This is a genomic window from Pseudomonas peli (genome assembly GCF_050563605.1).
Taxonomy (GTDB): Bacteria; Pseudomonadota; Gammaproteobacteria; order Pseudomonadales; family Pseudomonadaceae; genus Aquipseudomonas; species Aquipseudomonas peli_A.
Map to the genome: position 1 here is coordinate 254025 of NZ_JBNXUH010000005.1, position 20067 is coordinate 274091.

General features: G+C 61.5%; 24 protein-coding genes. 6 read left to right on the forward strand and 18 right to left on the reverse strand.

The features are described 5' to 3' along the window. Positions 1-18 precede the first annotated feature (18 nt). Positions 19-357: a hypothetical protein gene (locus ACQ4LH_RS08240; RefSeq protein WP_430696782.1), complete on the reverse strand. Its 339-nt coding sequence runs from the start codon at positions 355-357 to the stop codon at positions 19-21. A gap of 125 nt (positions 358-482) precedes the next feature. On the opposite strand from ACQ4LH_RS08240, the gene ACQ4LH_RS08245 reads away from it, so the two are divergent. From ACQ4LH_RS08245 to ACQ4LH_RS08260, 4 genes are read left to right on the forward strand one after another with little or no spacing between them, the layout of a single operon-like run. Beyond that, the gene (locus ACQ4LH_RS08245) at positions 483-1058 is read left to right on the forward strand and encodes a DUF2796 domain-containing protein (protein WP_430696755.1); all 576 of its coding nucleotides are present in this window, start codon (positions 483-485) and stop codon (positions 1056-1058) included. A gap of 47 nt (positions 1059-1105) precedes the next feature. Next, positions 1106-1816: an ABC transporter ATP-binding protein gene (locus ACQ4LH_RS08250; RefSeq protein ID WP_430696756.1), complete on the forward strand. Its 711-nt coding sequence runs from the start codon at positions 1106-1108 to the stop codon at positions 1814-1816. A gap of 2 nt (positions 1817-1818) precedes the next feature. Further along, positions 1819-3084 carry an ABC transporter permease gene (locus ACQ4LH_RS08255; protein WP_430696757.1) on the forward strand — a complete coding sequence of 422 codons (1266 nt, stop codon included), beginning with the start codon at positions 1819-1821 and terminating at the stop codon, positions 3082-3084. Between the two features lie 9 nt (positions 3085-3093). Next, on the forward strand, positions 3094-3615 hold the full coding sequence (locus ACQ4LH_RS08260) for a DUF3299 domain-containing protein (protein ID WP_090255756.1): 522 nt from the start codon (positions 3094-3096) through the stop codon (positions 3613-3615). A gap of 78 nt (positions 3616-3693) precedes the next feature. Here ACQ4LH_RS08260 and ACQ4LH_RS08265 read toward each other — a convergent pair whose 3' ends face one another. Genes ACQ4LH_RS08265 through ACQ4LH_RS08290 form a run of 6 tightly spaced genes read right to left on the reverse strand, consistent with a single transcriptional unit; the run spans position 3694 to position 8551 of the window. Beyond that, entirely contained in the window at positions 3694-4791 is a 1098-nt protein-coding gene (locus ACQ4LH_RS08265; RefSeq protein ID WP_430696758.1) for a hypothetical protein, read from the reverse strand. A 1-nt stretch (position 4792) separates the two neighbouring features. Then, positions 4793-5476 carry an energy transducer TonB gene (locus ACQ4LH_RS08270; protein WP_411177441.1) on the reverse strand — a complete coding sequence of 228 codons (684 nt, stop codon included), beginning with the start codon at positions 5474-5476 and terminating at the stop codon, positions 4793-4795. Further along, a complete protein-coding gene (locus tag ACQ4LH_RS08275; protein ID WP_090255761.1) occupies positions 5476-5886 on the reverse strand; it encodes an ExbD/TolR family protein in 411 nt (136 codons plus the stop codon). The genes ACQ4LH_RS08270 and ACQ4LH_RS08275 overlap by 1 nt, the downstream gene beginning before the upstream one ends. A 10-nt stretch (positions 5887-5896) precedes the next feature. After that, positions 5897-6445, reverse strand: coding sequence for a MotA/TolQ/ExbB proton channel family protein (locus ACQ4LH_RS08280; RefSeq protein WP_430696759.1), 549 nt, complete (start codon positions 6443-6445; stop codon positions 5897-5899). Next, the gene (locus ACQ4LH_RS08285; protein WP_430696760.1) at positions 6438-7784 is read right to left on the reverse strand and encodes a MotA/TolQ/ExbB proton channel family protein; all 1347 of its coding nucleotides are present in this window, start codon (positions 7782-7784) and stop codon (positions 6438-6440) included. The genes ACQ4LH_RS08280 and ACQ4LH_RS08285 overlap by 8 nt, the downstream gene beginning before the upstream one ends. Beyond that, positions 7781-8551, reverse strand: coding sequence for a DUF3450 domain-containing protein (locus ACQ4LH_RS08290; protein WP_430696761.1), 771 nt, complete (start codon positions 8549-8551; stop codon positions 7781-7783). The genes ACQ4LH_RS08285 and ACQ4LH_RS08290 overlap by 4 nt, the downstream gene beginning before the upstream one ends. 264 nt (positions 8552-8815) lie before the next feature. On the opposite strand from ACQ4LH_RS08290, the gene ACQ4LH_RS08295 reads away from it, so the two are divergent. Next, the gene (locus tag ACQ4LH_RS08295) at positions 8816-9502 is read left to right on the forward strand and encodes an OmpW/AlkL family protein (RefSeq protein ID WP_430696762.1); all 687 of its coding nucleotides are present in this window, start codon (positions 8816-8818) and stop codon (positions 9500-9502) included. Between the two features lie 58 nt (positions 9503-9560). Here ACQ4LH_RS08295 and ACQ4LH_RS08300 read toward each other — a convergent pair whose 3' ends face one another. From ACQ4LH_RS08300 to ACQ4LH_RS08315, 4 genes are read right to left on the reverse strand one after another with little or no spacing between them, the layout of a single operon-like run. Next, complete coding sequence (locus ACQ4LH_RS08300) at positions 9561-10496, reverse strand: NAD-dependent epimerase/dehydratase family protein (RefSeq protein WP_430696763.1); 936 nt, start codon at positions 10494-10496, stop codon at positions 9561-9563. Then, positions 10489-11373 (reverse strand): sugar nucleotide-binding protein, encoded by an 885-nt coding sequence (locus ACQ4LH_RS08305; RefSeq protein WP_430696764.1) that lies wholly within the window; start codon positions 11371-11373, stop codon positions 10489-10491. The genes ACQ4LH_RS08300 and ACQ4LH_RS08305 overlap by 8 nt, the downstream gene beginning before the upstream one ends. Positions 11374-11395: 22 nt before the next feature. Beyond that, complete coding sequence (locus ACQ4LH_RS08310; RefSeq protein ID WP_275962031.1) at positions 11396-11890, reverse strand: single-stranded DNA-binding protein; 495 nt, start codon at positions 11888-11890, stop codon at positions 11396-11398. Between the two features lie 17 nt (positions 11891-11907). Further along, complete coding sequence (locus tag ACQ4LH_RS08315; protein ID WP_430696765.1) at positions 11908-13296, reverse strand: MFS transporter; 1389 nt, start codon at positions 13294-13296, stop codon at positions 11908-11910. A gap of 134 nt (positions 13297-13430) precedes the next feature. Between ACQ4LH_RS08315 and uvrA the strand changes: the two genes are divergently transcribed. Then, a complete protein-coding gene (gene uvrA / locus ACQ4LH_RS08320; RefSeq protein WP_430696766.1) occupies positions 13431-16265 on the forward strand; it encodes an excinuclease ABC subunit UvrA in 2835 nt (944 codons plus the stop codon). Positions 16266-16321: 56 nt separating this feature from the next. On the opposite strand, the gene bfr is transcribed toward uvrA, so the two are convergent. The 7 genes from bfr to rpmJ form a co-directional block, all read right to left on the reverse strand. Then, entirely contained in the window at positions 16322-16786 is a 465-nt protein-coding gene (bfr, locus tag ACQ4LH_RS08325) for a bacterioferritin (protein ID WP_430696767.1), read from the reverse strand. Between the two features lie 159 nt (positions 16787-16945). Beyond that, entirely contained in the window at positions 16946-17332 is a 387-nt protein-coding gene (gene rplQ / locus ACQ4LH_RS08330) for a 50S ribosomal protein L17 (protein WP_069519894.1), read from the reverse strand. Between the two features lie 42 nt (positions 17333-17374). Continuing rightward, complete coding sequence (locus ACQ4LH_RS08335; RefSeq protein WP_090255780.1) at positions 17375-18376, reverse strand: DNA-directed RNA polymerase subunit alpha; 1002 nt, start codon at positions 18374-18376, stop codon at positions 17375-17377. Positions 18377-18398: 22 nt separating this feature from the next. Beyond that, positions 18399-19019, reverse strand: coding sequence for a 30S ribosomal protein S4 (gene rpsD / locus ACQ4LH_RS08340; RefSeq protein WP_160016246.1), 621 nt, complete (start codon positions 19017-19019; stop codon positions 18399-18401). A gap of 17 nt (positions 19020-19036) precedes the next feature. After that, positions 19037-19426: a 30S ribosomal protein S11 gene (gene rpsK / locus ACQ4LH_RS08345; RefSeq protein ID WP_013789773.1), complete on the reverse strand. Its 390-nt coding sequence runs from the start codon at positions 19424-19426 to the stop codon at positions 19037-19039. Between the two features lie 30 nt (positions 19427-19456). After that, on the reverse strand, positions 19457-19813 hold the full coding sequence (gene rpsM / locus ACQ4LH_RS08350) for a 30S ribosomal protein S13 (protein ID WP_090377333.1): 357 nt from the start codon (positions 19811-19813) through the stop codon (positions 19457-19459). A 131-nt stretch (positions 19814-19944) separates the two neighbouring features. Continuing rightward, a complete protein-coding gene (gene rpmJ, locus ACQ4LH_RS08355) occupies positions 19945-20061 on the reverse strand; it encodes a 50S ribosomal protein L36 (protein ID WP_046788135.1) in 117 nt (38 codons plus the stop codon). Between the last annotated feature and the right edge of the window lie 6 nt (positions 20062-20067).

A 20067-nucleotide genomic window follows, 5' to 3' on the forward strand; every position in this document is an offset into this window, starting at 1 on the left:
AACCCCCATCGACGCGGTTTATCCCACCCAGTGATAGATCGGCGCATCTGCGCCCGTTTCCATCCGCACCTGCACACAATGGCGCAGGCGCACCAGCAGGCGCTTGCCTGCCGCATCCCCACCCGCCAGCCCGGCGAGCTGCCCAAGCAACTGCGGCCCTTCGATCTGCCCGGCCTGACGCAACAGCTCCAGCGTGGTCTGCCACAAGGCATCGCTAGCCACTGGCGCGGCAGCTGCTGCCGGCGCAGGTGCCGTCTCAAGGGGAATGTGCTGGGCCAGTTGCGCCCAGTCCTGCGCATCCAGCTCAATCGTCAGGTCCACCGGCCAGGCACCGATCTGCCCACGAATTCGCACCATCATTCTGCCCTCCCTAATCAGCCGCCATGCTCCCACGTCCGCAGCGGGTCGCCAAGGAAGGCTGGCCATGTTCACCATAAAGTTGTTATAACGTAACAAGTAATTATTTCTGACCGGAGACCACCATGCGCCGCCTGCTACTTGCCCTGCCTTTCGCCCTACTGCCCTTTGCTGCCATTGCTGCTGAACACAGCCATGAACACGACCACGAGCATGATCACGCCGAGCACGGCAGCCTGGATGCCCATGAACATGGCTCGGCGCAGCTCAATGTGGTGCTCGACGGCAAGATGCTACACCTGCAACTGGATAGCCCGGCGATGAACCTGGTGGGCTTCGAGCATGCCGCCAAGAGCGCCGCCGACAAAGCCAAGGTCGCCGCCGCCCGCAGCCAGCTGGCGCAACCGCAAGTGCTGTTCGGCCTGAACGCAGGCGACTGCAATATCAGCAAGCAGGAGCTGGAAAGCCCGCTGTTTGCTGAGCATAAGCACGAAGAACACCACGCCCACGACAGCGAGCACAGCGATATCCATGCGCACTACAGCCTCGACTGCCAGAAGCCTGAAGAATTGCAACAACTTGACCTGGGCGAACTGTTCAAGCGCTTCCCCACCACCGAGAAAATTCAGGTACAACTGATCGGCCCGAATGGCCAGCAGGGCCTGGAGCTGACGCCCGCGCAACCGACCCTGAGTTTCTAACCACAACTTTGCAGCAGAACGGCCGGGGTAACCCGGCCGCTTACTTTATGAGTTCAGCCCTGATTCAACTGTCCAACCTCGGCTTTGCCTGGCCCGGCCAACCCGAGCTACTGGATATCGACAGTTTCACCCTGCAACGCGGCGAAAGCCTGTTTCTCAAAGGCCCCAGCGGCAGCGGCAAGACCACCTTGCTGGGCCTGCTCGGCGGCGTGCAGAAGCCCAACCGCGGCAGCATTCAACTGCTTGGACAGGACCTCAGCACACTGTCCGCCAGCGCGCGCGACCGTTTTCGCGTCGATCACACCGGCTATATTTTCCAACAGTTCAACCTGCTGCCGTTTCTCTCGGTACGCGAAAACGTCGAGCTGCCCTGTCACTTCTCAACGCTACGCGCCGGCCGCGCGGCGCAGCGCCATGGCAGCGTGGCCAAGGCCACCAGCGCCCTGCTCGCTCATCTGGGTTTGCAGGCGCCGGAACTGCTGCAACGCCGCGCTGGCGACCTGTCGATCGGCCAGCAACAGCGTGTAGCCGCAGCCCGCGCGCTGATCGGTCAGCCTGAACTGGTGATCGCCGACGAACCCACCTCGGCCCTGGATGCCGATGCCCGCGAAGCCTTTCTCGAACTGCTGTTCGCCGAGTGCCGCGAGGCGGGCTCTAGTCTGCTGTTTGTCAGCCACGACCAGAGCCTGGCGCGGCTGTTCGACCGCAGCCTGTCGCTGGCCGAGCTGAACAAAGCCACCCGTCTGGCGGAGATTTAACGATGTATCTACTGCGTCTCGCCCTGGCCAGCCTGGGCAACCGCCGCTTTACTGCGTGGCTGACGGTGTTCGCCATCGCGCTCTCTGTGTGTTTGTTACTCGCGGTCGAGCGGGTGCGCACCGAAGCCCGCGCCAGCTTTGCCAACACCATTAGCGGCACCGACCTGATTGTCGGCGCGCGCTCAGGCAGCGTGAACCTGCTGTTGTACTCGGTGTTTCGCATCGGCAATGCCACCAACAATATCCGCTGGGAAAGCTTCGAGCAGTTTGCCAACCACCGTCAGGTCAAATGGGCAATCCCGATCTCCTTGGGCGACTCACACCGTGGCTACCGGGTGATGGGCACCAGCCCAGCGTACTTCGAACACTATCGCTATGCCCGCACCCAACAACTGCAGCTGAGCAGCGGCCGCGCCTTTGCCGATGACCCGTTCGAGGTGGTGCTCGGCGCCGAAGTAGCCCAGGCCCTCAACTACCAGCTCGATCAGGAACTGGTGCTGGCCCATGGCGTGGCCACCATCAGCCTGCTCAAGCATGACGATAAACCGTTCAAAGTGGTCGGCATACTCAAACGCACCGGCACCCCAGTGGACCGCACCCTGCATATTTCCCTGGCCGGCATGGAGGCCCTGCACGTCGACTGGCAGAACGGCATGCCGGCGCGCGGCGCGGCCAAGGTCAGTGCCGAACAAGCGCGGGCCATGGACCTGCAACCCAAGCAGATCACCGCCTTTATGCTGGGCCTCAATAGCAAGATCGCCACCTTTAGCCTGCAACGGGAGATCAACGAGTTTCGCGGCGAACCGCTGCTGGCGATCCTGCCCGGCGTGGCCCTGCAGGAGCTGTGGAGCCTGATGGGCACCGCCGAAAAAGCGCTGTTCGTGGTTTCGCTGTTCGTGGTGCTGACCGGACTGATCGGCATGCTTACGGCGATTCTCACCAGCCTTAACGAACGTCGCCGGGAAATGGCGATTCTGCGCTCGGTGGGCGCGCGGCCCTGGCATATCGCCAGCCTGCTGATCGTCGAGGCCTTTGCCCTGGCCCTGGCGGGTGTACTGCTCGGTTTGCTGTTGCTGTACCTGGGCATTGCCGGGTCGCAGGGCTATGTGCAGGCGAATTACGGCCTGTACCTACCACTGAATCTGCCGACCCGCTATGAGTGGACGCTGCTCGGCGCTATCCTGAGTGCCGCCCTGTTGATGGGCTGTGTACCGGCCTGGCGCGCGTATCGCCAATCCCTGGCCGATGGCTTATCGATCCGCTTATGAGGCTTTTGCATGCACCGCTCCCTGCTCGCCACCCTGCTGCTCACCCTGGCCCTGCCCCTGGCGGCTGCCGAGGTGCGCGAGCTGACCTGGTCGGAAATGGTCCCGGCCGATGCGCCGCCGCAAGTCGTTGAACCCGCACCGATCCATGATCTCTCGCAGCTGGCCGACGCCCTCGCTGAATCCGGCCCGGCGGCCATGCAGCAATCACCCGCAGCACCGGTGGTGCAGGCGCTGGATGGCCAATCGGTAAAACTGCCGGGCTATATCGTGCCGCTGGATGTCACCGATGAAGGCCGGGTGACCGAGTTTCTGTTGGTGCCGTACTTCGGCGCATGCATCCATGTGCCGCCACCGCCATCGAATCAGATCGTGCATGTCACCAGCGAGCTGGGTGTGCTGCTCGATGCGCTGTACCAGCCCTTCTGGATCGAAGGGCCGCTTAAGGTCGAGCAGACCAGCAGCGAGCTGGCCGAAGCCGGTTATCAGATGGAGGCGGAAAAGATCTATGCCTATGAGCTGCCGGATAGCTAAGACACAGCGCAGTAACCAGGCAGAAAAAGCCAGACCTAAGGTCTGGCTTTTTTATTGGACGTAACCAGCCGGTAGCGATTAGCCGGCGCTGGCAATCCGCTTGTCACGCTGATAACTCAGCTCACTCTCCGCCCACTGGCGCCAGGCGCGCACTTTGCTGCGCTCAGCGCCAGCTCGTTCGGCCTTGGCCAGGGCGTCGAGCCCGGCCTGCCAGCGCGCCTGTTCCAGCTCCAGCTGGGCCAGGTGCAGCCAGTGCTTGGCACTGCCCGAGCGCTGCGCCAGTTCACGGAAGATCAACGCTGACTTGCTGCGTTCACGGGCTTGCCACCAGAGCAGCCCCAGCCGCTCCTCACGAGCAGCGGTGCGCGGCAACAGGCCTTGGTCGAGCATCCCGGCGAGCAGCTTGGCGCCCTGCCAGGGTTGATCGGCAGCCCCGGCCAGCAACACCAGGTTGTCCAGTTCGCTTTCATTGAAGCGCAGGCCCTTCTGGTACGCCGCGCGCAAGGTGGCCAGCGACTTGTCATGGCTGCCGCTCAGCTGCTGCAAGGCAGCCAGCTGACGCCAGCCCTGGGCGTTATTCGGCTGGCGCGCAAGCAACTGGCGCTGCCAGCGCTCAGCGGCGGCGTATTTCTTCAGGTCAGCATTCATTGCGACTAAAAACTGCAGCCAGCTATCGGCGGCCTGCGGATTAGCCTGCACATAACGCTCGGCCAACGGCAGCGCCTTGGCCGGCTGACCGAGGCCCTGATAGGCCTGCACCAGCATCTGCAGCACCTCTTCATTGGCGTTGGCCTGCCCTGGTGCGAGCAGGGTCACCACCTGGGCGTAGCGGCGCTCGACCAGGTTTAGGCGGGCCAGGTTCAGCTCTTCAGCGGCCTGCAGCTCGGCGTCCAGCTTGCCGCTCTTCAGTACCTTTTCCAGCAGCTCGATGGCCTGGGCATTCTGCCCTTCGGCCCAGGCCAGATAACCGCGGCTGCGCCACAGCAGCGCCTCTTCCAGGCTACCCGGCGTGCCCTTGGCAGCATCCAGAGCTCGGCGCGCGGCCGCGTAGTCGCCCTTCTTCTGTGCGGTCTGCGCCGTATCCAGCGCGCGAAACACGCCCGGATCAACACTCTGCCCAGCAGCCTGCACGGCACCAGCGCTACACAGCGCGATCAGCAACAGTAGACGATACATATCAGCGAGCTCCTTCCAAACGGAAGTACAGGGTTTTCACCGCTTCACGGGCTACCGCCAGGCCGCCCTCGGTACGCGGCGCAAAACGCCAGCGCACAGCGGCGCGGCGGGCTTCGCGTTCGAACACGTTCTGCGGGCTGGCTTCGATAACCCGCACATTCTCCACCGCACCTGCGCGGTTGATGGTGAACGCCAGTTTCACGTGACCTTCAATGCCGCGCTGCAAGGCGTAGCGCGGGTAATCCGGGCTGACATCGTTGAGCGGCATCACTTCACTTTCCGGGCCACCTGGCTGACCACCGGCATCGCTCGGGGCCGGTGCGCTTGGCGCCGAGGCACCCGCCGCCAGACCAGTCAAACTCGGCGTCGGCGCGCTATTCACGGCGATGCCGCTGCTCAGGCTCGGCACCGGCAGATCCAGTGCCGGCAGGTTGGCGCTCGGGGTAGCCGCCATCGGCGTTGGCGGTGTCGGGGGTTGCGGCGTTTGTGCTTGCGGCGGTTGCGGTGCCTGCTGGCGGGTACGCGTCGCGGTGTCGCTGGAGTCGCCGTCGAGACGGACGAAATTGGCCACCGTCAGCGGTTCCTCACTCGGCTTGCTGCTGGGCGGCGCGACCATGTAAAGCATCAGGCCGAACAGCGCCAGCGCCATCACACAGGCCGCGACAAAGGACAGTGGCAAACGCATCAAAGCGCTCCCGCCGTAGCGGCCAGGGCCACGTCATGCACACCGGCCAGGCGCGCCTGATCCATCACCTGCACCACCAGGCCGGTGCGCGCATCCTGATCCGCCTGGACCACCACGGCGCCGTCCGGCTGGTCGACGCGCATGCGCTCGACATGGGCACGCACGCTGCGCACGTCGACGACTTTCTTGTCCATCCACACCTGCCCATCGGCAGTGATGGCGATGAGGATATTGCCTTTGTCCTGCGGGCTGGCGGTTTCCGCCTGGGGCCGCTGCACTTCGACGCCGGCTTCCTTGATAAAGGAGCTGGTGACGATAAAGAAGATCAGCATGATAAAGACCACGTCGAGCATCGGCGTCAGGTCGATGCCGGTGTCTTCGTCTTGCTGGTGGTGACGGCGCATTCTCATGTGTCGAGTCTCAGTCGTGACGCAGCTGGTCAGCCAGCCGCTCTAGGGCCCGGCGTGCATCGCGTTCGAGGCGCGCCAGGCTGAACAATCCACTAATCGCCAATACCATGCCGGCCATGGTCGGCAGAGTCGCCTGCCAGACGCCAGCCGCCATGCCGCGCGGGTTACCGGTGCCGTTGATGGCCAGCACGTCGAACACCGCGACCATGCCGCTGACCGTGCCAAGCAAGCCCAGCAGCGGGTACATCGCCACCAGGGTCTTGCTCAGGCGCAAGGGCCCGAGCAGGTGCTGCTGCGCCTGCGCCAGCCAGGCACTGCGCACCGCGCGCTGCCAGTTGCCGGTGTCGTCGCTCAGCACTTGCTGCCAGGCCTGGCGACGCTCGGCAACCCACTCCGGGAACACCCGGCGCATGTACCAGAAACGCTCGAATACCAAGGTCCAGAACACCACGCATAGGCCCGCCAGCGCCCACATCGCCAGCCCACCGGCGCTCATAAAATCGAGCAAGGCATGGCTGCTATCGACCAGGCGCAACCACAGCGCCAGCCAATCAGTCACGACGCGGCACCCCGGACAGGTGCAGGGCAATCAACCCGGCGCTTTGCTGCTCGAGCAGCTGAATCAGGCCCTTGCTACGGCTGGCCAGCAGGGTGTGCAGGAACAGCAGCGGAATCGCTACTACCAGACCCTGCACCGTGGTCACTAGCGCTTGCGAGATACCGTCGGCCATCAGTCGTGAATCGCCGCCACCGCCCTGGGTGATCGCCTGGAAGGTGACAATCATGCCGGTCACGGTGCCGAGCAGACCGAGCAGCGGCGCCACGGCACACAGTAACTTGAGCAGGCCTTGGCCTGTTTCCAGCGGTGGGGTCTCCTGCAGGATCGCCTCGTCGAGCTTCAGCTCCAGGGTTTCCAGATCCGCCAGCTGCGGTTTCGGCCCCAGTACGCCGATGATCCGCCCCAGCGGGTTGTCGGCACGCGGCGCACTCAGGTCATGCATCTGAGCACTGACACTGCGGGCGACGCGGGCCAGGTAAATCATCCGCCAGGCTGCCAGCAGCAGGCCGAATATCCCCAACGCAACAATCACCCAGCCCACCAGGCCACCTTGCTGCAGGCGATCCCAGAAGCCTGGCTCACGCTGCAACTGTGCCAGCAAGGTGCCACGGCTTGGGTCTATTGGCAGGCTGGCTACCGTTGCATCGCTATCCAGATAATCCGCAACCTGGCCCAAACCAGACGGCTGACGCGGCGGCGCCAGCAGCTCGCCGGCATCGGCGTCATAACGCAGGAAGGCATCGGCGCCGTAAGCGGAGAACGCGCCGACCCGCAGCACATCCTGCGGATTACGCGTGCCGTCGGCAGCCACTACCGGCAGTTGCAGTTGCTCAACCCGGCCGCTGGCAGTCAGGTCTTCGAGCAGCAGCATCCAGTAGCCATCGAGGTCGGCTGCCGAGGGCAGCGTACGGCTTTCGGCCAGCGCCTTGAGACGCGCCAGGCGCTCGGGGTACTGAGCATTGAGCAGGCTGTCCTGCCATTGGCCGGCGACATCACCAGCGCTCTGACGGACCACGCCAAACAACTCGCCAAGGTGACCGGCGCGCTGGCTGAGGAGCTTTTCCTGTTCGGCCAGCAGGCTTTCCTGACGGTCGAATTCGGCCTTCAACTGTTCGGCCTCAGCCTTTTGCGTGGCCAGGACACTGCGTGCGCTAGCCAGCAGTTGGGCACGCTCGCCACGCTCGGCAATAAAGGCCTGCTCGCGGCTTTGCATGGCGCTGACTTCCGCTGCGCGCTCGCTGCGAATACGTTGCAGCAGTTGGTCCGGGCTCAGCGGTTCGGCAGCGCCAGCCAGGGCGGGCAGCAGGGCCAGGGTAAAAGCGAGAACGCGACGATTCATGGCTTGGCCTCCAGCGCCAGGGTCTTCACGGGCAGGTCAAGCACGGCCGGGGCCTGCTCCTGGCGGGCAATCGCAATCGCTTGGCGCAACGGGCGGCGAGCGCTGCCGTCGAGGATCTGCCAGCTGCGAGTTTGCGGGTTCCACCAGCCACTTTCATGGCCATCGAGGGTCTGGAAATACAGCATCACGCGGCCCAGACGGAGGAATTCGACGCTGCGCGACGTGCCTTCACTCGGCAGCTCACCGCGCCAGGCTTCCAGGGTGCGGCCGTAGTCGCTCTCCACTTGATAAGCCTCGAGGATGCGTCGGTATTTTTCGGCCAGGCTGACATCCGCACGCGGAAGCAAGTCCTGCAGCTGGGCCAGGCGATCACTGCGCTCATCCGGCAGGAACGGCAGATCGGCGGCGATAAATTCACCCAGCACCTCGACCATGCGGCGCATCTGTGGCGTTACCGCCTCCTGGGTGCGCTCGATGCCATCCAGCTGCTGCTGATAGCCGGTCAGCTCCTTGCGCTGCGCCGCCACCAGTTCGCGTAATTGAGCGTTATAACCTTGCAAAGCTTCGGCCTGCTGCAAGGCATTGCGGTACTCGGTGAGCATCTCCCGGCTGGCGTCATCGAGTTGCTCGACGCGCGCCTGCGAGGCCTTAGCATCGGCAGCCAGTTGCTGACTTTCATCCAGCGCGGCATCCAGAGGGGTCGCCGCGAGCGGCGCACTGGCCAGAACCAGAGCGACTGCCAGCAGGCGCTTCGGCAGAGGGATCATGGGGCATTCCTTGAACTGAGAGACGTCAAAAAGAGAACTATTATCAACTGCATTCAACCTTCCAGGCAACCCGCCCGCAGAGTTATTCACCTATGCGGGCGAAAAAAGAAACAATATAACATATTGATCTGTGAGCAATGTCAGCGCAGAACCGACGAATCTTAGATAGCTAGCTACTTTATTGAGCTGGATCAACAGTCGTTTTTCCCGCGCCCCTAACATCGTACTCAGCCAATACGAACCGATGCTTTATGGGAGCACACCATGCGTACCTCACTGTTTACCGCCTCACTGCTGGCCCTGGCCATTGCCGCCCCACTGGCGCACGCGCACCAGGCTGGCGACATCATCGTGCGCGCCGGTGCAATCACCGTTGACCCACAGGAAAGCAGCAGCGACATCTGGGTTGGCGCGCTCGGCACCGACGTGGCCGGCACCAAGGCGACCCTGGACAGCGACACCCAGCTGGGCCTGAACTTCGCTTATATGCTGACCAACAACATCGGCATCGAGCTGCTGGCGGCCACCCCGTTCAGCCATAACGTCGGCGTAAAAGGCATGCCCGGCGGCTTTGCTGGCCTGAACGGCAAACTCGGCGAACTCAAGCACCTGCCGCCGACCCTGAGCGTGGTTTATTACCCGCTGGATGCCAGCTCGGCCTTCCAGCCCTATGTCGGCGCAGGCATTAACTACACCTGGTTCTTCGACACCAAGCTGAGCAGCGATGCGGAAGACAAAGGCTTTAGCGGCCTAGACATGAAGGACTCCTGGGGCCTGGCGGCGCAGGTAGGCATGGACTACATGCTGACTGACAACATCATGCTCAACGCCCAGGTGCGTTATATCGACATTGAAACCACCGGCACTACCCACATCCTTGGCGACAAGGTCAAAGTCGATGTGGACGTAGATCCGTTCGTTTATATGGTCGGCCTGGGTTACAAGTTCTAAGAACCCAGCAATAAAAAAACCGGCCTAAATGGCCGGTTTTTTGTCGTCTAGAGAAAACTCAAGACTGCGCCAGCAAGCGCCGCAAGCCTTCGCGCATCGGCGTCGCAACGGGCAATTGATAATGCGCCTGCAAGCGCTGGTTATCCGCCCGCGAATGACGAATATCGCCAGCACGCGCAGCCTGGTAATTGACCGCAGGCAAACCGCCGCACAGCTCACCAATCTGCGCCAGTAACTGATTCAGACTGACCGCCTGACTCCAGCCCACATTCACCGCACCGTCCACCACCTGCGGCGCAGTCAGCGCCTGGGTCAGCAGTGCCAGCAAGTCCTCGATATAGAAGAAGTCGCGGGTCTGCTCGCCATCACCGAACACGCTGATTGGCAGCCCCTGCTGGACGCGCTGGGTAAAGATGCTGATCACCCCGGAGTACGGCGAGGACGGATCCTGCCGCGGACCGAAGATATTGAAGAAGCGAAAGATCGCCGGCTCCAGACCATGCTGGCGGCGATAGAAATCCAGGTAGTGCTCGCTGGCCAGCTTGTCCGCCGCATAGGGCGTCAACGGCGCCTTGGGCGTGGCCTCATCAATCGCCAGACCTTCGCCATTGTTGCCATACACCGCCGCACTGGAGGCAAACAGCACGCGTTTGACGCCATGCAGGCGCATGGCCTCGCAGACACTCAGGGTGCCGACGAAGTTGCTCTGATGGGTAGCCACTGGATCATCCACCGAGGCCTGCACCGAGGCCACTGCAGCCAGGTGCGCCACAGCCGCGCAACCAGCAACCGCCTGCGCCACCACCGCCGCATCAGCGACATCGCCCTGAATAAACTGCACCTGCGGATTATTCAGCGGCAGATTGGCCAGCTTGCCCATCGACAGGTTGTCCAGCACCCGCACGGGGTAACCCTGCGCCAGCAGCGCATCGACCAGGTGTGAGCCGATAAAGCCGGCACCGCCGGTAACCAGAACAGGGCGTGAATCAGACATGGCGGTAATAACGATCCAATAGGCTCGGCAAGCCCGAGCGCCAGGCACGCGGCTTGATGCCGAAGGTGTGCAGAATTTTCTTGCAGGACAGCACCGCATGCTGCGGCTCTTCGGCAGCATCCGGACGCGCGCTGTGCGCCTGCGGATTCACCTCATCGACCAGATTGCTGCGGAAGTTGCGCGCTTCGCTCAACACCGCCTGCCCCAGCGCCAGCGAGGTGGTCGCCTCATGCCCGCCGTAGTGGTAAGTGCCCCACAGTGGCGTCTGGCAATCCAGCTGCTTGAGCACGGCGAGAATCACCCGCGCGGCATCATCGACCGGGGTCGGATTACCGCGCCGATCATCGGCCAGCAGCAACGGCTCATCATGCGCAGCGCGAGTCAGAAAGCGGCCGAGCAAACCATTGGCGCTGTCATCCAGCAACCAGCCGAAACGCAGCAGCACGTGGCGTGGGCAGATCGCCCGCACGCGCTGCTCGAAGCGCCACAGTGCCTGACCGCGCACGCCCAGCGGCACCGGCTCTTCCTTCTCGCTGTAGGCAGTAGCCCGCGAACCATCGAATACGCGGTAGCTGGAGGGTTGCAGCAGGCGGATCTGATGGTGCTGACAGAGCTCGGCAAGACGCTCAACGGAACGCTCTTGGGCAGCAAAATGCGCCTCGCTCACCATTTCGGCCTGAAACCAGTCGAAGTAGTAGGCAAGGTTGATCAGGGCATCGGGACGGGTGTCATCAAGCAACTGGGTCAGGCTGGCAGGATCCCAGCCCGACTCCGGCGGTTTCGGCGCGAGAAAGCCAATATCTTCCTCGGCGCCGAGGCGGATCAGGGCCTGCCCCAGCGCATTACCGCCACCCAGCAGCATCAGCCGCATACGCATGATCGAGCGCTAACTCAGCTGATCAGAAAGGAATATCGTCATCGAAGCTGTCGAAATCCGCCGCTGGCTGAGGCGCTTGTTGCGGAGCCGGGCGTGGTGCCGACTGCTGTGGCTCGCGCTGCGGCGCAGGGCGCTGCTGGCGTGGAGCGGAGTCGCCGCCACCGGCGTTGTCCGGACGGCCGCCAAGCAGCTGCATGGTGCCCTGCATGTCGACGATGATTTCGGTGGTGTAGCGCTTAACGCCGTCTTTTTCCCACTCGCGGGTCTGTAGCTTGCCCTCGATATACACCTGCGAACCTTTGCGCAGGTATTCGCCGGCAATCTCGGCGACCTTGCCGAACAGCGACACACGGTGCCACTCGGTTTTCTCGACCTTCTGACCGGTCTGCTTGTCAGTCCACTGCTCGCTGGTCGCCAGGCTCAGGTTGGTGACCGCGTTGCCGCTCGGCAGGTAGCGTGTTTCCGGGTCCTGTCCGCAGGTACCGACCAGAATGACTTTGTTAACCCCACGGGCCATAACGTTCTCCTAGGCTTTCAGCACGCCACCGGCACCGGCTCTATGAGGCGCTCGAGGGACGTGCGGTCCAATTGTTGGGTATCCACTTTGATATAGATGGCCGCTTCGTCGCGCACCACTACGGCATCCGCCACTCCGGGCACAGCCTGTAAACGCTCGGCCAACCCCACCTCTTGCAAGGCCGCAGCTGAAAGCGGCAGACGCAGGCTGGTGACATACGGCGGTTCGCGCATAGTAACAGCAAAGGCCAGCCAAAAAAGAGCCAGCACCGCGCAGCCGGCAAACACTCCCGACAGGCTGTAGTGCTGATAGAGCCAGCCACCGAGAATGCCGCCGATGGCCGCGCCGAGGAACTGGCTGGTGGAATACACGCCCATCGCTGTGCCTTTGCCGCCAGCCGGCGCGACCTTGCTGATCAGCGACGGCAACGAGGCTTCCAGCAGGTTGAATGCGGTGAAGAACACCACTGTGCCAAGCACCAGCGCGCGCAGGCTGGTGCCGAACCACCAGAAGAACAGCTCACACAGCAGCAGCACGCTGACCGCGCCGAGCAGCACATGCTTCATCCGGCGTTTTTTCTCGCCGTAAATAATGAACGGCACCATGCCGAAGAAGCCCACCAGCAGCGCGGTGAGATAGACCCACCAGTGCTCCTCCTTGGCCAGGCCACCCTGCTCCACCAGCGCCAACGGCAAGGCGATAAAGCTGGCCATCAGAATCGCGTGCAGCACCAGAATGCCGAAATCCAGACGCAGTAGATCCGCATGCTTGAGCGTCGGCAGCAACGCCTGCTTGTTCACCCCGGACTCGCGATGCTGCAACGGCCCGGCAGAACTCGGCACCAGACCAGCGACGATAACGATGCCGAGCAGCGCCATGGCAGCGGTGGCGAGAAACAGACCGGATAGGCCAAAGGCACGGGTCAATAACGGGCCGACCACCATCGCCACGGCAAACGACAGACCGATGCTCATGCCGATCATCGCCATGGCCTTGGTTCGGTGCTGCTCGCGGGTCAGATCGGAGAGCAGCGCCATCACCGCCGCAGAAATCGCTCCGGCACCTTGCAGAATGCGCCCGGCAATCACCCCATAGATGGAGTCGGCATTGGCCGCTAACAGGCTGCCGGCGGCGAAAATCAACAGGCCGACATAGATCACCGGCCGTCGGCCGATGCGGTCACTGAGCATGCCAAATGGAATTTGCAGAAACGCCTGGGTCAAACCGTAGGCGCCTATCGCCAGGCCGATCAGTGCCGGCGTGCTGCCCTGCAACTCCATGCCATAGGTCGCCAGCACCGGGAGCACCATAAACATGCCGAGCATACGGAACGCGAACACCAGCGCCAGGCCACCGGCCGCGCGGGTTTCACTGCCGCTCATGCGCTCGTTGTGCGGATCGTGCATGGAAAACGCTCTGTGAAAATAGGCGGCGATTCTAGCAGCACCCATGCTTACGGCACAGCAGTGACGCTTTGCCGCGCCCGCCTCCCGAGCCGTATACTCGGTGGTTTTCCGCCCGCCATGCGAGGCCGTTGTTTGTGGACAAGATTCTGATCCGGGGTGCACGCACCCATAACCTGAAAAACATCGACCTGACCCTGCCACGCGACAAGCTGATCGTGATCACCGGCCTGTCCGGTTCCGGCAAGTCGTCCCTGGCCTTCGATACCCTCTACGCCGAGGGCCAGCGCCGCTATGTCGAGTCGCTGTCGGCCTACGCCCGGCAGTTTCTGTCGATGATGGAAAAGCCCGATGTCGACACCATCGAAGGCCTCTCGCCGGCGATCTCCATCGAGCAGAAATCCACCTCGCACAACCCGCGCTCCACCGTCGGCACCATCACCGAAATCTACGACTACCTGCGCCTGCTCTACGCCCGCGCCGGTATTCCGCGCTGCCCGGACCACGACCTGCCACTGGAAGCGCAGACAGTCAGCCAGATGGTCGATCAGGTACTGGCATTGCCCGAAGGCAGCAAGCTGATGCTGCTGGCCCCGGTTATTCGTGAACGCAAAGGCGAACACCTGGCGATCTTCGACGAACTGCGCGCCCAGGGCTTCGTCCGAGTGCGGGTCAACGGCAAGATTTACGAGCTGGACGAGCTGCCCAAGCTCGACAAGCAGAAGAAGCACAGCATTGATGCGGTGGTCGACCGCTTCAAGGCGCGCGGCGATCTGCAGCAGCGCCTGGCCGAATCTTTCGAGACCGCGCTGAAGCTGGCTGACGGCCTGGCCCTGATCGCGCCAATGGAAGGAGAGGAAGGCGAAGAAATCATTTTCTCCGCGCGCTTCGCCTGCCCGGTGTGCGGCCATTCGATCAGCGAGCTGGAACCCAAGCTGTTCTCCTTCAACAACCCGGCCGGCGCCTGCCCGACTTGCGACGGACTGGGCGTTAAGCAATTCTTCGACACCAAGCGCCTGGTCAATGGCGAGCTGACCCTGGCCGAGGGGGCGATCCGCGGCTGGGACCGGCGCAACGTCTATTACTTCCAAATGCTTGGCTCTTTGGCCGCGCATTACGGTTTCAGCTTGGAAGTGCCGTTCGACGAGCTCAGCGCCGAACACCAGAAGTGCATCCTTTTTGGCAGCGGCACGCAGAACGTCGACTTCAAGTACCTCAACGACCGTGGCGACATCGTCAAGCGCTCGCACCCTTTCGAAGGCATCGTGCCGAACCTGGAGCGGCGTTACCGCGAAACCGAATCCACCAGCGTGCGCGAGGAGCTGGCCAAGTTTCTCAGCACCCAGGCCTGCCAGGATTGCCGCGGCACCCGCCTGCGCCGTGAAGCGCGCCACGTGTGGGTCGGCGAGAAAACCCTGCCCGCGGTTAGCGGCATGCCGATTGGCGACGCCACCGAGTATTTCGGCAGCCTGGCGCTCCCTGGCCGGCGCGGCGAAATCGCCGAGAAGATCCTCAAGGAAATCCGCGAGCGCCTGCAGTTTCTGGTCAATGTCGGCCTCGACTACCTGACCCTCGACCGCAGCGCCGACACTCTGTCTGGCGGGGAAGCGCAACGTATTCGCCTGGCCAGCCAGATCGGCGCCGGGCTGGTCGGGGTGATGTATATCCTCGACGAGCCGAGCATCGGCCTGCATCAGCGTGACAACGAGCGCCTGCTCGGCACCCTGCGCCACCTGCGCGATATCGGTAACACGGTGATCGTGGTCGAGCACGACGAAGACGCCATTCGCATGGCCGACTACGTGGTGGATATCGGCCCGGGTGCCGGTGTGCACGGCGGGCAGATCGTCGCCCAGGGTACCGCTGCCGAAGTCATGGCTCACCCGGACTCGCTGACCGGCAAATACCTCTCCGGGCGCGTGAAGATCAAAGTGCCGGCCAAGCGCACGCCACGAGACAAGAAGCTCTCGCTGAAGATCAAAGGCGCGCGCGGCAACAACCTGCGCAATGTCGACCTGGAAATCCCGATCGGCCTGCTCACCTGCGTGACCGGCGTGTCCGGCTCGGGCAAATCGACGCTGATCAACAACACTCTGTTTCCGCTCAGCGCCACCGCGCTGAATGGCGCGACCACCCTGGAGGCCGCCGCCCACGACAGCATCGACGGCCTGCAACATCTGGACAAGGTGGTCGACATCGACCAGAGCCCGATCGGCCGCACGCCGCGCTCCAACCCGGCGACCTACACCGGGCTGTTCACCCCGATCCGCGAGCTGTTCGCCGGCGTGCCGGAGTCGCGCTCGCGCGGTTACGGCCCGGGGCGCTTCAGTTTCAATGTCAAAGGTGGGCGCTGCGAAGCCTGCCAGGGCGATGGCCTGATCAAGGTGGAAATGCACTTTCTGCCTGACATCTACGTGCCCTGCGACGTGTGCAAGAGCAAACGCTACAACCGCGAAACCCTGGAAGTGAAGTACAAGGGCAAGAGCATCACCGAAGTGCTCGACATGACCATCGAGGAAGCGCGGGTGTTCTTCGATGCCGTGCCAGCCCTGGCACGCAAGCTGCAGACGCTGATGGATGTCGGCCTGTCCTATATCAAGCTGGGGCAGAGCGCGACGACGCTGTCCGGCGGCGAGGCGCAGCGAGTCAAGCTGAGCCGCGAGCTGAGCAAGCGCGACACCGGCAAAACACTGTATATCCTCGATGAGCCAACCACCGGCCTGCACTTCGCCGATATCCAGCAACTGCTCGACGTATTGCATCGCCTGCGCGACCACGGCAACACCGTGGTGGTGATTGAGCACAACCTGGACGTGATCAAGACTGCTGACTGGCTGGTGGATCTCGGCCCGGAAGGTGGCTCCAAAGGTGGCCAGATCATCGCCGTCGGCACGCCCGAAGAAGTCGCCGAAATGCCGCAGTCGCACACCGGCTACTTCCTCAAACCGCTGCTGGAACGTGATCGCGACTAAGCCCGCGACCAAGAAAAAGCCCCGCACATGCGGGGCTTTTTCTTGGCTACAGAATCTTACATCTGCGTCTGCAGGTAGTTCTGCAAACCAATCCGGTCGATCAAACCCAGCTGAACTTCCAGCCAATAGGCGTGATCCTCTTCAGTGTCCTTGAGTTGCACCAGCAGAATGTCGCGGGTCTGGTAGTCCTGATGCTGCTCGCACAAGGCAATGCCTTTGCTCAAGGCCGCGCGCACGTGATATTCCAGCGCCAGGTCGAGTTTGAGCATCTCCGGTACCGTCTGGCCAAAGCGGAAGCTGTCGGGAACCATATCCGGCGCACCTTCGAGAAACAGAATGCGCTTGAGGATGGCATCGGCGTGCTGAGTCTCCTCTTCCATTTCATGGTTGATCCGCTCGTACAGCTTGCTGAAACCCCAATCCTCATACAGACGCGAATGCACGAAGTACTGATCACGGGCCGCCAGCTCGCCCTTGAGCAACACCTTCAGGTAATCGATAACTTCTATATGGCCTTTCATGGGTATTTCCTTAGCAAGCGACAAACAAGGATCAATGCTGGCCGCATGCGGCCTATGGGTCAAGCGCGATGCATACGCCGATAGCGTGAGAGCAAAGCACGCTAGATCGTAGCCATAAAAAAACCGGGCCAAGGCCCGGTTTCTTATACAACCTACGACTTACTCAGCGTCTACAGCTGCACCAGCGACCGGACGGTCAACCAGCTCAACATAAGCCATTGGAGCATTGTCGCCAGTGCGGAAACCGCACTTGAGAATACGCAGGTAACCGCCCTGACGGGTGGCGTAGCGCTTGCCCAGGTCGTTGAACAGCTTGCCGACGATGGCTTTCGAACGAGTACGGTCGAAGGCCAGACGACGGTTAGCAACGCTGTCTTCTTTAGCCAGAGTAATCAGCGGCTCAGCAACGCGACGCAGCTCTTTGGCTTTCGGCAGAGTAGTTTTGATCAGCTCATGCTCGAACAGCGATACCGCCATGTTCTGGAACATGGCCTTGCGGTGTGCGCTGGTGCGGCTGAGGTGACGGCCACTTTTACGATGACGCATGGTTCAATTCCTTACCAAACTCACGTTCGGTGATGATGACGATCAGGCAGTCGCCTTATCGTCTTTCTTCAGACTTGCCGGCGGCCAGTTGTCGAGGCGCATACCGAGGGACAGACCGCGAGAAGCCAGAACATCCTTGATTTCGGTCAGGGATTTCTTGCCCAGGTTCGGCGTTTTCAACAGTTCTACTTCGGTGCGCTGAATCAGATCGCCGATGTAGTAAATGTTCTCTGCCTTGAGGCAGTTAGCCGAACGTACAGTCAGTTCCAGGTCATCAACCGGACGGAGGAGGATCGGATCGATCTCATCTTCCTGCTCGATAACAACAGGCTCACTGTCACCTTTGAGGTCGACGAACGCAGCCAACTGCTGTTGCAGAATGGTTGCAGCGCGGCGAATAGCCTCTTCAGGATCCAGAGTACCGTTGGTCTCCAGGTCAATAACCAGCTTGTCCAGGTTAGTACGCTGCTCAACACGAGCGTTTTCCACCACGTACGACACACGGCGTACCGGGCTGAACGAAGCATCCAGCTGCAAGCGACCAATGCTGCGGCTTTCGTCTTCATCGCTCTGACGAGCGTCAGCCGGCTCATAGCCGCGACCACGAGCTATGGTGAGCTTCATGTTCAGCGCGCCAGTGGAAGCCAGGTTGGCGATTACGTGGTCGCCATTGACGATTTCGACATCGTGATCCAGCTGAATATCGGCAGCGGTAACTACGCCCGAGCCCTTCTTCGCCAGAGTCAACGTCACTTCGTCACGACCGTGCAGTTTGACAGCCAGACCTTTCAGGTTGAGCAGGATTTCAATGACGTCTTCCTGAACACCTTCGATGGCGCTGTACTCATGGAGTACACCGTCAATCTCGGCCTCGACTACTGCACAGCCAGGCATGGAGGACAACAGGATGCGACGCAGCGCGTTGCCCAGGGTATGGCCAAAGCCACGCTCGAGAGGCTCGAGAGTGATCTTGGCGCGGGTCGAACTGACCACCTGCACATCAATGTGACGGGGGGTCAGGAACTCATTTACCGAAATCTGCATGGATGCACCTATTTTCTAGCCCTTACTTGGAGTAGAGCTCGACAATCAGGCTTTCGTTGATGTCAGCGGAGAGATCACTGCGCGCCGGGACGTTTTTGAACACGCCAGACTTCTTCTCAGTGTCTACTTCTACCCATTCAACGCGGCCACGCTGGGCACACAGCTCAAGAGCTTGAACAATGCGCAGCTGATTCTTCGATTTCTCGCGGACTGCAACAACGTCACCAGCTTTAACCTGGTAGGACGGTACGTTGACAGTTTTACCGTTTACGCTGATCGACTTGTGCGATACCAGCTGACGGGATTCAGCGCGGGTAGCGCCGTAGCCCATGCGGTAAACCACGTTATCCAGACGGCATTCGAGCAGTTGCAGCAGGTTCTCACCAGTAGCGCCTTTCTTGCCGGCAGCTTCTTTGTAATAACCGCTGAATTGACGCTCAAGCACACCGTAGATACGACGAACTTTTTGCTTCTCACGCAGCTGGGTGCCGTAGTCGGACTGACGGCCACGGCGCTGACCGTGAATACCTGGGGCTGCTTCGATGTTGCACTTCGATTCCAGAGCGCGTACACCGCTTTTCAGGAAAAGATCTGTGCCTTCACGACGAGACAGTTTGCATTTGGGACCAATGTAACGAGCCATTTCTCACTGTCTCCTGATTACACGCGACGCTTCTTCGAAGGACGGCACCCGTTATGCGGGATTGGCGTCACATCGGTGATGCTGGCGATCTTATAGCCACAGCCGTTCAATGCACGGACAGCGGACTCACGACCCGGACCGGGACCCTTGACGTTAACGTCGAGGTTCTTCAGACCGTATTCCAGCGCAGCTTGACCAGCACGTTCTGCAGCCACCTGGGCGGCGAACGGGGTGCTTTTACGCGAGCCGCGGAAACCCGAACCACCAGAGGTAGCCCAGGACAGAGCATTGCCCTGACGGTCAGTAATGGTCACGATTGTGTTGTTGAAAGAAGCGTGGATGTGGGCGATGCCATCAACCACCGTCTTTTTGACTTTCTTACGAGTACGAGCAGCAGGTTTTGCCATGACTAGATTCCTGTCGATGCGCGAATGCGATTACTTGCGGATCGGCTTACGCGGGCCCTTACGGGTACGCGCGTTGGTCTTGGTACGCTGACCGCGAACCGGCAGACCACGACGATGACGCAGGCCGCGGTAGCAACCCAGGTCCATCAAGCGCTTGATTTTCATGTTCACTTCACGACGCAGGTCGCCTTCGGTATTCACCTTGGCTACTTCGCCACGCAGCTGCTCGATCTGCTCGTCAGAGAGATCTTTGATCTTTGCAGCCGGATTAACGCCGGCGGCAGCACAGACTTTCTGTGCAGTAGTGCGACCAACACCATAGATGTAGGTCAACGAGATAACAGTGTGCTTGTTATCCGGAATGTTAACGCCTGCAATACGGGCCATTCAGTGGAACTCCAATTGACAGCTACCTACGCCCCGGAAGCCAAGAAATAGGGCGCGAGATATTAACGCTGTAGAAACAAATAATCAACCCGGCAGCGCACTAGCTGCCGGGCTTGTAACTTCACTCACACTCAGCCTTGGCGCTGTTTGTGACGCGGTTCCGAGCTGCAAATCACGCGAACAACACCTTCGCGACGGATAATCTTGCAGTTACGGCACAGCTTTTTCACCGATGCACGAACTTTCATCACCAA

Excerpts from the sequence above, each read along its gene's own strand:
- ACQ4LH_RS08240 (WP_430696782.1), bottom strand. The coding sequence starts at position 357 with ATGGTGCGAATTCGTGGGCAGATCGGTGCCTGGCCGGTGGACCTGACG.
- bfr (WP_430696767.1), bottom strand. The coding sequence starts at position 16,786 with ATGAAAGGCCATATAGAAGTTATCGATTACCTGAAGGTGTTGCTCAAG.
- rpsK (WP_013789773.1), bottom strand. The coding sequence starts at position 19,426 with ATGGCAAAACCTGCTGCTCGTACTCGTAAGAAAGTCAAAAAGACGGTG.
- ACQ4LH_RS08285 (WP_430696760.1), bottom strand. The coding sequence starts at position 7,784 with ATGAATCGTCGCGTTCTCGCTTTTACCCTGGCCCTGCTGCCCGCCCTG.
- ACQ4LH_RS08300 (WP_430696763.1), bottom strand. The coding sequence starts at position 10,496 with ATGTCTGATTCACGCCCTGTTCTGGTTACCGGCGGTGCCGGCTTTATC.
- ACQ4LH_RS08255 (WP_430696757.1), top strand. The coding sequence starts at position 1,819 with ATGTATCTACTGCGTCTCGCCCTGGCCAGCCTGGGCAACCGCCGCTTT.
- ACQ4LH_RS08245 (WP_430696755.1), top strand. The coding sequence starts at position 483 with ATGCGCCGCCTGCTACTTGCCCTGCCTTTCGCCCTACTGCCCTTTGCT.
- rpsD (WP_160016246.1), bottom strand. The coding sequence starts at position 19,019 with ATGGCTCGTTACATTGGTCCCAAATGCAAACTGTCTCGTCGTGAAGGC.
- rplQ (WP_069519894.1), bottom strand. The coding sequence starts at position 17,332 with ATGCGTCATCGTAAAAGTGGCCGTCACCTCAGCCGCACCAGCGCACAC.
- ACQ4LH_RS08305 (WP_430696764.1), bottom strand. The coding sequence starts at position 11,373 with ATGCGTATGCGGCTGATGCTGCTGGGTGGCGGTAATGCGCTGGGGCAG.
- rpmJ (WP_046788135.1), bottom strand. The coding sequence starts at position 20,061 with ATGAAAGTTCGTGCATCGGTGAAAAAGCTGTGCCGTAACTGCAAGATT.
- ACQ4LH_RS08260 (WP_090255756.1), top strand. The coding sequence starts at position 3,094 with ATGCACCGCTCCCTGCTCGCCACCCTGCTGCTCACCCTGGCCCTGCCC.
- ACQ4LH_RS08315 (WP_430696765.1), bottom strand. The coding sequence starts at position 13,296 with ATGCACGATCCGCACAACGAGCGCATGAGCGGCAGTGAAACCCGCGCG.
- ACQ4LH_RS08335 (WP_090255780.1), bottom strand. The coding sequence starts at position 18,376 with ATGCAGATTTCGGTAAATGAGTTCCTGACCCCCCGTCACATTGATGTG.
- ACQ4LH_RS08265 (WP_430696758.1), bottom strand. The coding sequence starts at position 4,791 with ATGTATCGTCTACTGTTGCTGATCGCGCTGTGTAGCGCTGGTGCCGTG.
- ACQ4LH_RS08310 (WP_275962031.1), bottom strand. The coding sequence starts at position 11,890 with ATGGCCCGTGGGGTTAACAAAGTCATTCTGGTCGGTACCTGCGGACAG.
- ACQ4LH_RS08250 (WP_430696756.1), top strand. The coding sequence starts at position 1,106 with ATGAGTTCAGCCCTGATTCAACTGTCCAACCTCGGCTTTGCCTGGCCC.
- ACQ4LH_RS08290 (WP_430696761.1), bottom strand. The coding sequence starts at position 8,551 with ATGATCCCTCTGCCGAAGCGCCTGCTGGCAGTCGCTCTGGTTCTGGCC.
- ACQ4LH_RS08295 (WP_430696762.1), top strand. The coding sequence starts at position 8,816 with ATGCGTACCTCACTGTTTACCGCCTCACTGCTGGCCCTGGCCATTGCC.
- rpsM (WP_090377333.1), bottom strand. The coding sequence starts at position 19,813 with ATGGCCCGTATTGCAGGCGTTAACATTCCGGATAACAAGCACACTGTT.
- ACQ4LH_RS08275 (WP_090255761.1), bottom strand. The coding sequence starts at position 5,886 with ATGAGAATGCGCCGTCACCACCAGCAAGACGAAGACACCGGCATCGAC.
- ACQ4LH_RS08270 (WP_411177441.1), bottom strand. The coding sequence starts at position 5,476 with ATGCGTTTGCCACTGTCCTTTGTCGCGGCCTGTGTGATGGCGCTGGCG.